At 44.2% G+C, this 16026-nt stretch carries 15 protein-coding genes; 8 read left to right on the top strand and 7 right to left on the bottom strand.

Annotation, left to right across the window (positions count from 1 at the left end; all coding sequences use genetic code 11):
• The first annotated feature begins 90 nt into the window (after window positions 1-90).
• The 3 genes from OCV20_RS16875 to OCV20_RS16865 all read left to right on the top strand — a co-directional run bounded on the left by OCV20_RS16875 (window position 91) and on the right by OCV20_RS16865 (window position 3574).
• Window positions 91-2154, top strand: a complete 2064-nt coding sequence (locus tag OCV20_RS16875; protein WP_086775670.1) for a protein-disulfide reductase DsbD family protein — start codon at window positions 91-93, stop codon at window positions 2152-2154.
• 3 nt (window positions 2155-2157) lie between these two features.
• Window positions 2158-2727, top strand: a complete 570-nt coding sequence (locus OCV20_RS16870) for a protein disulfide oxidoreductase (RefSeq protein ID WP_086775668.1) — start codon at window positions 2158-2160, stop codon at window positions 2725-2727.
• A 127-nt stretch (window positions 2728-2854) separates the two neighbouring features.
• Entirely contained in the window at window positions 2855-3574 is a 720-nt protein-coding gene (locus OCV20_RS16865) for a DsbA family protein (protein WP_050647846.1), read from the top strand.
• 315 nt (window positions 3575-3889) lie between these two features.
• Here OCV20_RS16865 and OCV20_RS16860 read toward each other — a convergent pair whose 3' ends face one another.
• A complete protein-coding gene (locus OCV20_RS16860) occupies window positions 3890-4906 on the bottom strand; it encodes a succinylglutamate desuccinylase/aspartoacylase family protein (protein ID WP_086775667.1) in 1017 nt (338 codons plus the stop codon).
• A gap of 377 nt (window positions 4907-5283) precedes the next feature.
• Between OCV20_RS16860 and OCV20_RS16855 the strand changes: the two genes are divergently transcribed.
• The 3 genes from OCV20_RS16855 (at window position 5284) to OCV20_RS16845 (ending at window position 8008) form a co-directional block, all read left to right on the top strand.
• Window positions 5284-6276, top strand: coding sequence for a porin (locus OCV20_RS16855; RefSeq protein WP_048609714.1), 993 nt, complete (start codon window positions 5284-5286; stop codon window positions 6274-6276).
• 155 nt (window positions 6277-6431) lie between these two features.
• Window positions 6432-7322 carry a DMT family transporter gene (locus OCV20_RS16850; RefSeq protein ID WP_017062738.1) on the top strand — a complete coding sequence of 297 codons (891 nt, stop codon included), beginning with the start codon at window positions 6432-6434 and terminating at the stop codon, window positions 7320-7322.
• Between the two features lie 68 nt (window positions 7323-7390).
• A complete protein-coding gene (locus OCV20_RS16845) occupies window positions 7391-8008 on the top strand; it encodes a glutaredoxin domain-containing protein (protein WP_050620585.1) in 618 nt (205 codons plus the stop codon).
• 153 nt (window positions 8009-8161) lie between these two features.
• Here OCV20_RS16845 and OCV20_RS16840 read toward each other — a convergent pair whose 3' ends face one another.
• The 3 genes from OCV20_RS16840 to OCV20_RS16830 all read right to left on the bottom strand — a co-directional run bounded on the left by OCV20_RS16840 (window position 8162) and on the right by OCV20_RS16830 (window position 10237).
• Window positions 8162-8296 carry a hypothetical protein gene (locus OCV20_RS16840; RefSeq protein ID WP_010431176.1) on the bottom strand — a complete coding sequence of 45 codons (135 nt, stop codon included), beginning with the start codon at window positions 8294-8296 and terminating at the stop codon, window positions 8162-8164.
• A 285-nt stretch (window positions 8297-8581) separates the two neighbouring features.
• Window positions 8582-8932, bottom strand: coding sequence for a hypothetical protein (locus OCV20_RS16835; RefSeq protein WP_017057980.1), 351 nt, complete (start codon window positions 8930-8932; stop codon window positions 8582-8584).
• A gap of 99 nt (window positions 8933-9031) precedes the next feature.
• Window positions 9032-10237, bottom strand: coding sequence for a multidrug effflux MFS transporter (locus OCV20_RS16830; RefSeq protein ID WP_048610725.1), 1206 nt, complete (start codon window positions 10235-10237; stop codon window positions 9032-9034).
• A gap of 108 nt (window positions 10238-10345) precedes the next feature.
• Between OCV20_RS16830 and OCV20_RS16825 the strand changes: the two genes are divergently transcribed.
• Complete coding sequence (locus tag OCV20_RS16825) at window positions 10346-11242, top strand: LysR family transcriptional regulator (protein WP_017062741.1); 897 nt, start codon at window positions 10346-10348, stop codon at window positions 11240-11242.
• Between the two features lie 142 nt (window positions 11243-11384).
• On the top strand, window positions 11385-13229 hold the full coding sequence (locus OCV20_RS16820; protein ID WP_086775666.1) for a putative bifunctional diguanylate cyclase/phosphodiesterase: 1845 nt from the start codon (window positions 11385-11387) through the stop codon (window positions 13227-13229).
• Between the two features lie 133 nt (window positions 13230-13362).
• Here the strand turns inward: OCV20_RS16820 and OCV20_RS16815 are convergent, their stop codons facing one another.
• From OCV20_RS16815 to OCV20_RS16805, 3 genes are all read right to left on the bottom strand, one after another.
• Window positions 13363-14652, bottom strand: coding sequence for a peptidoglycan DD-metalloendopeptidase family protein (locus OCV20_RS16815; RefSeq protein ID WP_048610719.1), 1290 nt, complete (start codon window positions 14650-14652; stop codon window positions 13363-13365).
• A gap of 276 nt (window positions 14653-14928) precedes the next feature.
• Window positions 14929-15228, bottom strand: a complete 300-nt coding sequence (locus OCV20_RS16810; protein WP_009845720.1) for an isoamylase early set domain-containing protein — start codon at window positions 15226-15228, stop codon at window positions 14929-14931.
• Window positions 15229-15352: 124 nt separating this feature from the next.
• Window positions 15353-16006 carry a hypothetical protein gene (locus OCV20_RS16805; RefSeq protein WP_086775665.1) on the bottom strand — a complete coding sequence of 218 codons (654 nt, stop codon included), beginning with the start codon at window positions 16004-16006 and terminating at the stop codon, window positions 15353-15355.
• Between the last annotated feature and the right edge of the window lie 20 nt (window positions 16007-16026).

The raw sequence follows: 16026 nt of genomic DNA, 5'->3' as shown, positions 1-16026 counted from the left end.
CGGGCTACTACACCCTTTTATTTATTTTTTGGAGATACATTTGTGTACAACACACTACTAACTAAGTTTGTCGATTCATTGGCATTCTCTATGCGTACATGCGCGAAAACCTTAGTCACTGCCCTTTTGGTTATGACCTCATTTACCGCCTTGGCACAGACAACGGGCTGGCTTAGTGTGCCTGAGCATCCGCCTGTTAAAATGCGAATGATGTCGACGGGTGAACAGTCGGATGACGGCTCTAAGATCCAAACCGTGCTCGATGTCGTGCTCGACGGCGACTGGAAAACCTATTGGCGCAGCCCAGGCGAAGGTGGCATTCCGCCAAGCTGGGACTGGTCTGGTTCAACAAACATTGAGTCAGTAGAGTGGCACTGGCCGATACCTAAGTACTACGAGCAGCTTGACGTCATGACGTTAGGCTACAAAAAGCATGTCAGCTTTCCTGTCACGTTAACCCTGAAAGACAACACGAAGCCTGCAATATTCAGGGCGTCGTTTACCTTTCCGTCGTGTACCAATATCTGTGTGTTAACCGATTACGATATCGAACTGCCGATTGACCCACAAACCTTAGCGCTCGATGAAGAAGCGATGTTCTTGTTCAACCAAGGGATGAGCCAATCTCCACGAGAAGCTAATCGCACTTCGGTCAATGGTCTATTTTGGGACAAGAGCAAACAGCAACTGGTTACTCAGCTGACAAGTAAAGATGGCTGGGATAAACCGATGGTGTTGATTGACGGGCAAGAAGTGATTGATGACTTCTTCTCTCAACCAAGCGTCCACATCACAGACAATACAATGACGGCCGTATTTGATGTGAGCAACTGGATAGGTGAAGTCGATTTAACGGACCGTACAGTAAGTGTCACTGTTTCAGATACTAATTTCGCCGAAGAGATGACGGCCCAAATTGGCTCAGAGCCGATCGCTTACCAAACAAGCAACAACGGCTTTCTAGCAATGATTGGCTTTGCTTTAATTGGTGGTTTGATCCTCAACATCATGCCATGTGTGTTGCCAGTATTAGGAATGAAATTAAACAGCATCATTCAAAACCAAGGTGCATCTAATCGTCATATTCGACTCTCATTCTTAGCTTCTGCTTCAGGTGTCATTACATCATTTGCGCTGTTAGCCCTAGGTATGACCGCTCTAAAAATGGGGGGTAATGCGATTGGTTGGGGAATCCAATTCCAAAACGTTTGGTTCATCGGGTTCATGCTGATCATTACTTTGCTGTTCTCAATTAACCTGCTTGGGTTATTCGAATTCAGACTACCATCAGGTTTAAACACTTGGATGGCAACCAAAGGCGATGACTCACATTCAGGCCACTTTGTTCAAGGTATGTTTGCGACGCTGTTAGCAACGCCGTGTAGCGCGCCATTCCTAGGAACCGCTGTCGCGTATGCACTTGGAGCAAGCTATCAAGAGTTATGGGCTATCTTCATCGCGCTTGGTATCGGTATGAGTGCGCCTTGGTTGATCTTTGCACTATTCCCAAGCCTAACCAAATTGCTTCCAAAGCCTGGGGCGTGGATGTTCAAAGTTAAGCTGGTATTTGGCTTAATGATGTTCATTACCAGCCTTTGGCTAACAAGCCTTCTGAGTCCATTCATTGGTAAATTCCCAACTATCCTGCTGTCGCTATTTATCGTGATTTCGGTGCTGGTTTGGATTGGTATGAAACTGGGTCGCAAAGTACTGATTCCTATCATGGCAACCACAACCTTGGTGTTTGGTGCTGCATTGATCGTCGGTAGTGTCACCGCTGATAACTGGGCGACTCCGATTGTTGACGATCTCGCTTGGCAAAAGCTGGATGCGAAACAAATCCCTCAGCTCGTTGATGAAGGCAAAACGGTGTTTGTTGATGTGACTGCTGATTGGTGTATCACCTGTAAAGCCAACAAGATCGGCGTCATCCTTCAAGACCCTGTCTACAGCCACCTACAGCAAGAAGACATTGTTTTGATGAAAGGTGATTGGACAACACCAAGTGAAAGTGTCACTCAATACTTACAAAGTAATGGGCGATTTGGTGTGCCATTTAATATCGTCTATGGTCCGAGCTATAAAAGTGGTATTCCACTGCCTGTCATTCTCAACAGTGACACTGTCGTTCAAGCCATCGAAGCTGCGAGATAACTGATGAAGACTCCCAACAATGAAGAGAAATCTAGCACTACTGAAGACAACGTAGTAAAGGGTGAGGCAAAAAAGCCAAGTCGTCTTAAGAAGTGGGGAAAGGAACTGGTTTCAATGATCTTGATCGTTGGCGTGGTTTCGTTCGCCATGGACTTTTATCACAGCAGAAGTATGCCTCAGGGCGATGCGATTCCAATTGTGGGTCAATCGCTCCAAGGCGAAGATATTGATGTTATCGAGCTAAGTAAAAATGGTAAGCCAGTCATTGTCTATTTTTGGGCGACTTGGTGTGGTGCCTGCAAATTTGTAAGCCCAACCGTCAATAGTTTCAGCGATTCCCATCAGGTGGTTTCGGTCGCTCTATCGTCTGGTCCAGACGAACGTGTCCAGCGCTACTTGGATGCAAAAGAGTATGACTTCCCTGTTATCAATGATCTTTCTGGGTCAATCAGCAGAAGTTGGGGCGTTAATGTCACTCCAAGCATCGTCATCATCAAAGACGGAAAGATCAGCAGTATCGCAACAGGCGTTACTTCTCCTATAGGGCTGTGGTTAAGAACCTACTTTGCCTAACTCGCTCACAAAGAAAAACAGAGCAAAGCTAAGTGAATAAACCGACTCAGCCAGTTTAACAAACAATATTAATGTGAGCGCAACCTAATAAACGCTCACGATTATCACGAATTAGAGAAAAGACAATATGAAAAAGCATCTGATAAGCGCACTGATTTTAGGCTCACTAATGAGTACTAATGCCTTCGCAGAATTAAACAAAGAACAAACTCAACAACTTGAAGAAATTAATCAATTCCTGAAAGAAAACCCATCGACGATCTCTGGATTGCATACCAGTTTAGAGCAGTACGTAGCAGGTCAAGAGCAAGCGAAGAAAGCCCAAGCTGAGAGCCATGATTGGTTATACAACAATGACGCTCACCCGATCCTTGGCAATCCAGATGGCAAATCGGTCATCGTTAATTTTACCGACTACAACTGTCCTTTCTGTAAGCGCTTAGAAAAAGGGTTAACTCAACTCACCTCTGAAAATAGCGACATTAAGGTAATCAATGTCTACCTATCATTTAAGCAGCAACAGGTTTCGGGTCTAAACACCAACGCAGCGCTATACGCGATGAAAGTATGGAAAGATAATCCAGAAGCGTTCCCTGAAGTAGACCGACTATTAATGGCGAAAAGCGGTAGCCACACAAAATCGTCACTGCAAGCTGTAGCCAAGAAGACGGGAACAGAAGCGCAACTAGACACCACCACAGAACAAAGCAACACGCTAATGACCAACCACCAAACCTTTAGCGCATTGGGTTTAACTGGCACACCAACATTAATGATGAACGGGCAGATCTTACCGGGATACGTGCCTTACGACCGATTAAAAGAGATCGTAGATGACGCTTTTTAATCGAGTGTAGTTAGAGATAAAAATTCGAAAGAGAAGTGAATAAAAAGCCGACTCGCGTAACTCGCAGTCGGCTTTTTTATGAGCTTAAGATAATGTTTTCAATATTATTTTTGAAACAGAAAAACAGTCGAAGTGTCACTATCTTGCAATGGATTCTTAATCTAGCCTCGCTACTCTAAAAGCAGTTCTCTCGATGAGTCCAAGACGTGCTTACTCTAGACAACTGTCCTTTGGCCGAGCCCTGCTCGGTCTTTTTTTTCGTGTTTTAAATGGCGACACAATGCATTAACACGGAAACGTTGAACCGACTAAGCCCTAACTTAGCAAGCGACAAACAAGCGCACCCGGCTCCCTTAACGCATCCACGTTATAGCTAAGGACACGTCCAGCAGACGGCGCGTGATAACGGCGACACTCATTACCAAAAGCGTCATATTGAATGGCCAACAGATCATCTTGTTCTACGCTCTGTAGAAGCTCAACCTGCGGCAATACAAAGCCACCAATATCAGCGCGGATAGAAACCACATCATTACCCTCTATCCAATCCATGCTCGGCAGTTGCATTTTCTCGGGATGATTTATTTCAATCTCGAACATTTCATAATAAGACAGCATGTTAAAAACACCGTCTACCGCTCGTTGAATCATGTCAGGCTGAGTAAATTTCCCCATCCCAACTTCCACCGTGATGCTCGGAATTCCACTTCGATTCCAAACTGTTTCTAAAATACCTGGGTCGCCAGGGTCATTCAGAACACAATCGGGCTGCATCAGCCTCGCCATCTCCAAACATTGCTCAATTCGGTAATCAGCAAACACATAAAGTGGGTAGACTGCACCACGAGTTTGAGTGTGGAGATCAACAGCGAAGGTAGCATTATGCTTAAGCAAACGCTCCCACAAAGACGCAACAAAGCGTTCCGCAGCTAAGCCATTCGCATCACCCGGAAAGAGTCGATTGAGGTTAGCAGGGCAAGAACCCGGATCCGAAGAAATGAAATCACGGCTATGGTTCAGCAAGCCAGACAAATTCACAGTAGGCACAATCGTTACCGTACCTTTGAGCGTTTTACCGACTAAGTCCCTGATAATTTGCTGTGCAGCCAACACTCCGTTTAGCTCATCACCGTGAATACCGGCGGTGATCATCAACTTAGGTCCTTCTTGACTGCCTTTGAAAACAGAAACCGGCATGTTCTTAGGTTGCCCTAGCCCATCACTGGTGACTTGAAACCAAAACTGGTGCTCTCCAACGGGTAGGTCTTCAACATTCAAGGAGCCAATAACCTGCCTACCTTGTAAAACATCGCCTAAGTACTCTGTTTTCATCCAACGTCTCCATCTTGTTGAGCAGAATCTATTCTCTTCTAAGTTTTTGCATCATAGAGGATATCCTAACCAGTACAAGCTGTTAATCAGATTAACAAGCCCTCAAGCGCTACCAAAATTCATCACCATCGACATCCGTGATTCCAAGGTAAAACTTGTCAATGTGACCTTTGAAATACACGCAACTTGTATATCTATTCACAGAACACTCAGTCGCATGAAATGAAAATGTAATAAAATCAACACTTAAAAAAGTTCCCCATTCACGAAAATGTAATTTTATGGAAATGAAAGCTTAATTTATCTGCTCTAAATTAGCTTCATATCGAAACGGAGAGCACATTGCTCACGGATTTTAAAATACAAGGTAAGTGATTATGAAAAAGGCAGTTCTAGCTTCTGCAGTGGTAGCGGCACTAGTTTCAGGTTCATCTCTAGCAGCAACAGTTTACAGCTCTGATGGTACAGAACTTAAAATTGGCGGTCGTGCGGAATTCCGTGGTGATTTCATTGGTTCAGGCGGTGCTGAAGTTGAAGGTACAATGGAAGATAAAACTCGTTTCCGTTTAAACCTTGGTGGTAAAACAGAACTTACAGATACTGTAACAGCATTCGGTTTCTACGAAGCAGAGCAAAGCACTGGTGACAGTGAGTTTGATAACCGTTACATGTACGCTGGTGTTGATTTCGATGGCCAAGCACTTTCTGTCGGTCGTCAAGACATGGCTTCAGTAATCGTATCTGACTTTACGGATATCACTGAGTTCTCTGGTGTTCAGCAAGTAATCGACGCAGCTTCTGACAAAGAAGATAGCGTATTTGCATACCGTGGTGGCTTTGACGCACTTCAATTAGAAGCGACTTATCAAGCAAATAGCGAAAAAGACTCAGACGGCTACGGCATTTCTGGTGTTTACTCACTACCATTCGGTCTTGACCTTGGTCTTGCATACTCTGGCGAAGATCTAGGTGCTGGTGCAGGTAGCGCAAACCAAATCCTTGCAGGTCTAGCATACTCTCTAGATAACCTTTACCTAGCAGCAACCTACTCTACAGGTGATTCAGACGATAAAGCAGTTGGCGCAGATGTTGAGTCATTCACTGCAATGGAATTCGCAGCACAGTATAAATTCACTAAGCAGTTTTCTGCTGCTGTAGTGTACACATATCAAGAAGATGAAGCGGCAAACGGTTCTACAGCAGATTCTGTTGATGGCATCGAGCTAGCAGGCTACTACAAGCTGAACAGCAACTTCCGTACATACCTTGCATACTACATCAATGGTTTGGACGAAGAGAAAAGCCTAATTACAGGTCTAACAACTGAAGGTGAAGACACACTTCGCCTAGGTGTACGTTACGACTTCTAATCTAAATCGACTTTAGATACAGACTAAAAAGGTTGGGCAATAGCTCAACCTTTTTTCATATTCAAATATTCTGACTGACTTCATCAATGCTTTTTCTGGTTAAGTGGTGCTAAATCCGTATCATAGGTGAACCACATCAAATAATTAGAAGCATCATGTCACAACACCATCCGATCCAAGGCGCTAGCTGGATGCTAACTGCAGGCCTAGCCTTTGCCGTTATTAACAGCCTAACTCAAATTGCTAGCATTCATTTCGGACTTACTTCTACCACCGTTGCCGTTATTCAATACGCCATCGCGTTGTTCGCTATTCTTCCTTATCTGAAAACGCTGGGCATTCGTCGCGCGCTAAAAACCGACAACCTCAAATTGCACGTATTCCGTGTCTTCTTGTCTGTTATTGGTATTCAACTTTGGATATGGGCACTGGCTTACCCAGTACCAATTTGGCAAGGTATTGCCCTTCTCATGACGTCGCCATTGTTTGCAACCATAGGTTCAGGGCTTTTCTTAAAAGAGAAAGTTGGGGCTGCTCGCTGGGGCGCAACCTTAGCCGGCTTCGTAGGTGCGATGGTGATTCTAGAGCCGTGGGCTGAAGATTTTAACTGGGCAACGTTATTACCAGTCGGTGCCGCTTTCTTCTGGGCATGCTACTCACTCATGGTGAAAAAGCTATCTTCGCAAGACAGCCCTTCAACCATGGTGGTGTACCTGCTGCTATTAATCACACCATTTAACATCCTGCTTGCCGCGCCAGATTGGCAGACGCCAAGCGGCGGTACAATTTGGGCTATATTGATTGTTATCGGTGTTATGACGGCACTCGCTCAATGGGCGATTGTAAAAGCCTACTCAGTCGCTGATGCTTCGTTTGTGCAACCTTTTGACCACGCCAAATTACCGCTAAATGTTTTAGCAGGTTGGATTGTGTTTAGTTGGGTTCCACCGGGTCGTTTATGGCTAGGGGCTGCTATTATTATTGCGTCAGTTGCATTTATAACGCACTGGGAAACCAAAAAACCTTCAAAAGTGAAGAAAGTTTAAGGTTGGTGAAATAAATAGTTCGACTGTCCGTTCTATATGGATAAGAGAATTCAAACGAGGCCGTAACCATGAAGAAACCAGTCAAGATTACACTATACCGTTGGGCAGGCAGCTGGGGTCCATTTAAAGTTAATATCCCATGTGGGGAATGTACCCTTACCAAAGACATTCTGAAGGATACTTTTGAGAATGAGTTGGCCGATGTCGATGTCGAATTGGAAGTGAAAGATTGGTTGTCTCACTGGTGGGAGCCGCTAAAACTAGGCTCTTGGCATGCGCCAATCCTTGTTGTTGAAGGCAAAGTGGTCAGCCAAGGTGAAGCGCTGAATCGCGGTGTGTTAGTCCAATCGGTGATCAAAGAGTGGACCAAACGAGACAGCCTAAAAGGCAACATCGTTTATGGTAAGGCGACCTGCCCATTCTGTGTTAAAGCAAAGAAAATGTTGGATGAAGCGGGTGTTGAATACCAATACCACGATGTCGTAAAAGATAGCGCCGCTTTGTACCGTATGATTCCAGAGGTAAAAGCACACATTGGTGAGAAAACACCGGTCACCGTCCCGCAGATCTGGCTTGATGGTAAATACATCGGTGGTGCCGACAACTTAGAAGCGTGGATGAAAGAGAATGGCTTAGATAGCATCCCTAATAATGTGGTCGACTTATCCAATCAATCTGCTGGCTGAATTCATTAAAAGCCATTAGTCAGAAGCTTAATTAGTGTTTTTTGTGTCCATCCACAACAAAACAAAGCGATAACGTTCACCAATCGCTAAAACGAAAAAGGCCTTAAACTTCATCGAGTTTAAAGCCTTTTAAAATTCCGTTTTTAAAAATGCTTATTTAGCCATTTTCTTCATCATTCGCTTAAAGAACGATGGTTTCTTTGGCTTTGAAGTGCCGTACAATGCTTCGTGCATCATATTTTTTGCTGCCATTTGACCAAGGTATGCGTGGCCTAGTTCGTAATTCATGCTTATCTCCGCATATAATCAACTTTCTTTAGCGCGGATTTTACACTTAAAACGCCCAAAAACAAGATCTAAATCACACTTTAATGCAATGTTAAGTATTCATTTGCAATTAGCCTAATTTTGTCTGTGTGCTAATCAGCATTGTATTTGTATATCAATGAGTTAACCTAAATTCTGGTTTGAGCTTAGTACTCCATTCCTAATAACAATCCAAGACATTGATTTAGACACTGATAAAAAAAGCAGCTCAAGAGAGCTGCTTTCTAAAATATTTCACTGAGAAACCTAGCTGCGCTTCGGCTGTCTGTAAGTTTTACCGGCAATTTGGTATGTGTCTTTTTGCTTCAATTCAAACATTGTTTCAAAGAACCAAGCTGCAAATTTGATTAAGTCATCGCCTTCATTCATGACATGTTCGATGTACTCTTGCTCTTCGCCTTGTTCATTTTCTTGAAGCGTCACGTGGTAAATACGCTTTTCGCCTTCCACTTCAGCAAGTGCAAATTGACCAGTCAGTGATGCAGCAGCCTCAGCGACTTCTGTATCCTCATTGGATTTCAATAGCTCAAGCGCTTGAGGCAGGCCATCTAGTGCGCAGATAGCTTTTACCAGTACTTCAAATTCATTTTGCTGCATTTTGTTTTACCTATTCAATGGACCGAAGCATTGTAGAAAACCATCAGCACAAATACAACGTATTAACGATGGTGTGTTAAACGATAGTGAGTTTAGTGTTTAGCTATATTCCACTTCAACAGTATCGCCTTTGTTGTTCATTTTGGTTGAAGACCAAAGCACTCCGCCCATTGCTGCGCCAATAATGAGGTAGAACACGCCTAACTGTAGATGAGTCGTGACCCAACTTTCTACTAGATACCCACCCAATAAACCCGCTAAACACATCTGAATAGAGCCCGACAATGCCGACACTGCGCCCGCTTGTTTCTTATGAGGTTCTAATAACATGCTGATTGATAGTGGGAACGAAATGCCTTGTGCTATCGCCAACCAAGTAAACGCCCAAACTAAGTTAAAGATGGATAACTCATGAGTAAGAAGCCAAGTTCCCGATGCCAAGATAATCAAAATAGCTAAGCTCATCAATTGGGGCGTACTAAACCTACGATTGAGTAAGTTTAAAGCGACGCTACCTATCAGTAAGCCCGCCGAAGGAACAATCATCAATGAACCATATTCAGCGGCAGTCAGCCCCAATTGCTCTTGCATTAAGAATGGAAACAACGAAAGCGATACCAAACTCGCCATGTAGCTCATCCAGTTGTAACTGGCACTGGTCAACACTTGGCGATTGGTCAACAAGCGTCCGTAGTTCTTCACTACTTGGCACGCATCAAAGCGGCTCTTTCCGTATGGCAAAGTTTCATGCAGAACAAAGTAACCCAGTGTGAATATCGCTAATAGGTACAATAGAACGAACAGGAACACCGCCTGCCAACCGAGGTGAAATGAAATCCAACCACCGAATACCGGCGCAATGATCGGCATAATCGAAGCAGTGATCGAGATATAAGACAGCGCTTTGGTAAGCTGAGAACCATCATAGCTGTCACGAAGCACACTTCGCCCAAGAACCGAGGCACTACCCGCCCCCAAACCTTGCAGCAAGCGACCAACTTCTAGCGCCGTCATATTGTCAGAAAACACAACACAAACGACTGTACCAATCAAATAAACACCCTGACCTAATAAGAAAATAGGTCTTCTTCCCACCGCATCGGACATCGGTCCGTAAAATAGCTGAGACAAGCCAAAACCCACTAGAAACAGCGTGACGAGCAGCTGTACATCGACTTGAGTAGCACTTAAGTCAGAAGCAATTAACGGTAATGCTGGCAAGTAGATGCTCACACCCACCTGCCCCGTAGCAATAATCATCATTGCTAAGAGTAACGGTGTTTTTTTAAAGGTCGATTGGCTCAAAAAATTCCCTATTCGTTTGATATTTGTTCATTAGATGAGTTTACATTCAAAACCAATAATTGATAATTAGCTAAATTGGAATTTTATTAAGTCCCAACAGGAAATAATATGGATTGGATTCTTAACGTAAAAAGCTATGTCAGAGTAGTGGAAGAAGGCAGCTTCAATGGTGCAGCTCGAAAACTAAACACCACCAGCTCGGCGATCAGCAAAAGAGTGAACTGGCTAGAAGAGCGTATTGGCACTCAACTGTTAAAGCGCACCACGCGCTCAATTAGTCAAACCGAAGCGGGCGCACTCTTTTACCTGCGAGCCAAGGATCAGCTCGACAATTGGCAGTCCATTATTGATGAGACACGCTCAGTCAACCAAACCCCTGCAGGCCTATTAAAGATAGGTGCAACGATTGCGGTTGGCTCTAAATTTCTCGTGCAATACATGGACGACTTCTTAGAAAAATACCCAGACATTAAGGTACAGCTGATCACGACCACACCAGGGCAATTACCAGAGCTGGGCTTGGATCTGGTGATCAGTCGTGAACTGGAACAGCTCAACTCGTTAAGCTTTAAGAAAACACCGCTGTTTGAACACAAAGCCAGCTTCTATGCAGCGCCAAGCTATTTAGCTAAACATGGTTACCCCGCCAACGAGCAGGACTTAGAACAGCACAACTCTTTGATTTGGGGAGAGCGCCCTACCCGAGAAGTCACGCTCACCAAAGGGCAGCGCATCACCCTTAATGGTAACTTTGCGACCACCAATCCAGAGGCTTTGTTTCATGCTGCGAAACGAGGAATGGGCGTACTATTAACCATCAAAGCGATGATCAAAGAGGATCTAAAACAAGGGACATTAGTTCCAGTATTGCCAAATATTACTGCCGACGAAGTGATGGTTTACGCGTACTACCCTAAGCTTGATTACTCGCATACGCGAACCAAGCTCTTTTTGGACCATCTGAAAGATAGACTAGACAAAGAGCGTAGCACGCAAGCTCTGTGAAATAAGTCACATTTTAATTTGAAAAGTTATACGACACGGCCGATAATAAACTTGACGCATATAGATTATACAAGTTCGCACATATACAAGATAATACGTATACAGCTGACACAGTGAATCTGGTTAACTAGGGATGGTGACTATGACTCAACATACGCACAACAGCATGATAGACACAGAGCGCATTGGCCGTTTGCTGAAATTGGAAGGTATCGACCTTTTAGAGTCAGCTGTGCTTACTTTACATCAGACCTTTGATACTCAATACACTAGCATCATAGAGAAGAAGCATTTCCCTGACCAAATCGTTCCTTTGGTGATCGCCCATTCTGACCATGTATTGCATGACAAAATCAATGCGCGCCATGGTCACATCTACCAACAAGCCGTCAATCAAAGACACCCAGATTGCTCGTTTGCTCAGTATGTCGTCCAGTCATTGCCAACATCGGCATTTAGGCAGGAAATCACCTCACAAAACTCCATCGCGATCCCGACTCGAACTCAAAGTGGCGAAGTGATGGGCGTGCTGTTTTCAACGTTTACCTCGCCTCTTAGCCCTGATCAGCAGCAAGACGTGATAAAACACCATCAATTGTTCGCCGACATCATCATCCACACCTTACGTGAAATGTGGTTTAACGATCGCTCCGAACAATTGGTAAATCAACTTAGTTATGAGGTGTCACACGACAGCCTAACTGGGTTGCTCAACCGAAGCTGTCTATCAGATACCTTAGAGTCTATTACTCAACAGAGCGTCACTCCGTTTACATTGGCTTTACTCGATATCAATAGCTTCAAAGCCATCAATGACATGCACGGCAATTATATTGGCGATAAAGTACTTCAATTTGTCGCAGAAACCTTGCGGAGAACCTTACCCGAAAGCAACCTGACCTTCCGGACTGCAGGCAACGAGTTCGCCTTCATTACCTACCATTCCGATCCAATATCCGTTTGCGAACAAATATTGGCTAAGATTAAACAAGGTTACAGCAGCGTCGATATCAAGATCGATGTCAATCTCAGCATTGGTATTGCCCGCTCAGACGGAGACATCAAAGACATTGAGCAGATCATCTTCAACACCAGTTTAGCGCTTAAAGAGTGCAAACATAGCCAAGATACTCACATTCAATGTTATGACACCCATCTAAGGGTACGCTACCAAAGAAAGGCTGAGTTAGTCGCCGCTTTACGAAATGAACTTGAAAACCCGATTTCAAATAATTATGTACCTAGTGGCAATGGTATGTACGTGGTTGTGCAGCCAATTGTCAGTCAAGGTGACACACAGTGGGAATACTTCGAGGTACTGACTCGCTGGAAAACCGCCAGACACGGTGATATATCGCCTGTGGAGTTCATTCAAGTGGCTGAAGAGTCTGGGCTGATTGTCGAGCTAGGTGAGCGTATTATTGAGTTAGTGTGTCGCGCTAAAACCACCTTAGAGCAAGGCTTAGGTTACAAGGTTAAGCTTGGAATAAACTGTTCCGCTCATGAACTGACCGACTCGAAACGCTATATTTCCTACCTCACTCGAACCATTGAAGATCATCACTTTAAAGCTGAAGAGTTTGTTATTGAGTTAACCGAAACGGTGTTGTTATCTCCAACCCAAGAGACCAAATCGGCACTTAACTTTTTGAGAGGACAAGGCTTCACTATTGCGCTCGACGATTTCGGTACTGGATACTCCAGTTTGAACTACATCCACAGCTACCCTATCGACTGCATTAAAATTGATGCCACCTTTATCCGTAACTTGTTGACTAGCTCAACATCGGAGAGCGTCGTTTGGTTAATTGTTCAGCTTGCTCATAGGCTCGATGTGTCATTGGTTGCGGAAGGCGTAGAGAAGCGTGAGCAATTGGAAAAGCTGCACGCAATGGGATGTGACAAGATACAAGGTTACCTCTACTCACCACCGATGCGACCAGAAGCTATCGTCAGCCATATCACACATTCGGAGCCCTTGGCTTAGAGCGCTATCCTTGTATTAACCTAGGATAAAAAAACCGCGAGAACATGGCTCTACTCGGAGTGATGCTCTCGCGGTTTTAGTTGGCTGTTTGGTGAGTAACAGCCTAATTTAGGGTTATCTCTAAACGATCTGGTTAGCTGTTATTAGCTTGGGCTAACGCGACCTTTAGCAACTTATCAGCTTCATCTCTTGCTGCTACAAACGTCGCTTTTTCCTTTTTAGGCACAGAATCTGCCATCGGGATATTTGCTGTCATTGCATTCACAGGGCGACCACGCTCAATCAGCTCGTAGTGCAAGTGTGCGCCTGTCACTCGACCCGTTTTGCCAGACAAACCAATACGCTGACCACGCGATACCGTTTGTCCTTTACGAACCAGAATCTTACTCAAATGCAGGTAACGTGTTTTGTACGTGCTGCCGTGCTGAATAACCACGTAGTTACCCGCGTATGGGTGCTTACGCGTCATAATCACTTTGCCGTCACCCGTTGCTTGAACCGGCGTGCCAATTGGCGTCGCGAAGTCGGTACCGTTATGCGGCGAGACTCGGCCTGTCACAGGGTGTAAGCGCTTAGGGTTAAACTGAGAACTTTGTCGCCAGCTACTGCTCACAGGGTAACGTTGGAAAGCACGTTGTAAGCTATCGCCATTGGCATCGTAATATTGCCCATCAGTGTGCAAGTACGCTGACACTACGCGGTTACGATTCATGATTTTAATCGCTTCAATTTCACGTTTTCCGGTTGCAACACCATCAACATATTGCGCTTTTTGAAGCACTTCAAACTGATCGCCAGCGCGCAGATCTCGGCTAAAGTTCAGCTTGTCTTTAAGAAGAGTCACAATATGGTCAATCTCAAGACTGCTCAGGCCAACCTTGTTCGCCGACATAGAGAAGCTGCCTTGAATATCACCCACTAAAGGTTTTTGCTTCCATTCACCAGGAATAGAGATGTCTTCGAATTCGTAGCTGCCGTCATCCAGCAGTCGGTAAACCACTTTGTCTGCGACGCTAAATTGAAGTTCCATTTTAGAAAGGTCGCCGGTCGCTTCATCACGCCAAAAGCGTAATGTATTACCAGGGCGAAGCGTATCTAAAGCAAGGAAGTTCAAATCGGTTTCCATCACGCTCATCATCGATTTATAAGAAAATCCAAGTTGCGTGAAGATGCTACTCAAGTTATCGCCAGATTGAATTTGATACTCAAATGTCGGCGGCTCAATAACGGTAACAGAAGATGGTGACAGAATAGACTCAATAACGGTTGAGTCTGGTAGATCAAGCTCGATCGTTTTCGTCAGATTTGATTGCGAAGATTGCAGAGCAACTCCAATCGCTGCAATAAGTGGCAGTCCTAAAATAGCTACTTTTTTTACAGGTGAAAGCTCGGCAAACGGAGAGGAAAATATTTTTGAATACACGGTAAACAGGTCTTTCTACGATATAAAGGCATAGGATATGCTTTTCAAACGCATAAATCATCAATGCATTGTCATAATATGATGTGAATCTGCCCAACTTAGCCTAAGTCATTGAGTTGCCGTAGATGAAGAGCCACTAGATGAGAAATAAAATTAACCGCTAAATTTAAAAATAAAAAAGCAGAAACGGCTAGTTTCTGCTTTCTATTGGTTGACGTTATTCCGTTTCGAATAATTAATAAACGAAGCGAATTAGTCGCTGGTTTTAAAAAAAGACTATGCGTTTACCGTCGACACTAAGCAGTTGTCTTCACCAAACTCATTTGGGATGTAACGGTCAGCGTTCGCATCGTTAACCCATTGTTGGTCATCAACCAGGTAGCGGAATTGAAACTCGCCATCTTTAGGTAAGCGAGTTTTAAACTTGTAAACCTTCCCTTTGGCCAATTTTTTCATTGGGGTGGCTTTCCAATCAAGAAAGTCAGCAACGATGGATACAGAGTTCGCTTCCTGAGCTTCTAGCTCGAAGGTCACTTCAACTTCATCTTTCGTCTTAAAAAAACGTTTATTAATCATTCGCAAGCTCCATTTGTAAAAATAAGCGGACACAAAGCTAAGTGTGTCTAAATTTCATTCATCTAACTAAGATAATATGTAATTTGGCTCACATAAACAACAGATCCTTACATTCACGAAAACGTTATTGCTTACCAATTGATTGCGTATCAAAAGAAAAACTCATTAACACCTTTTCAGAAGGGGGTTCTGCAAATGATTGTTCCGCAGAATGCTGAGTAAAGCCGATAAAACCTTCCCCAGTGAGTTTATTCTGTGATTGCGAATCTGGCAGCTGAGCAACCTCCAATGTCTGAATTTGTATACGATCACCCAGTAAAAGTTGGTCAACTAACACCACACGGCTTCGTTGCTGGTCATGTTTAAACAGGCCAAGATAATAGAAAACACCGCTGCCTTGGTTAGATATCCACATCGGCGCGACAAAGAAACTCGCCTTGCCCAGCGTAACGGCTGAAAGATTATTGGTGTCTACCGTTACCACACCGCGCTCAACACCTGAGTCATAGCGTCCAAACACGATTGCTCTAGGCTCATCAACTTCATTGATAAAAGCGTAGGCGTTAGTTTCAGGAACTTTAATTGTCCATGGGTTGGTCGTCTTCAAATCAAAAACGGCTTCTACGACTGGGTCATAACTCACTTGAGAAGAAGGATACTTCGCCAAGATCTCTTCATCACTTAAGCTAAAGCGATAAATACCCGCTACTATCACCACAACCAGCATGACAATTGGAATCAGTAGAATCAGGGGAATAGGTAAGATTTTCTTTTTCATGGGCAATTATATTCTTTTGT

This window comes from Vibrio coralliirubri, assembly GCF_024347375.1.
Classification (GTDB): Bacteria; Pseudomonadota; Gammaproteobacteria; order Enterobacterales; family Vibrionaceae; genus Vibrio; species Vibrio coralliirubri.
This window is presented reverse-complemented; position numbering and strand designations above follow the sequence as displayed.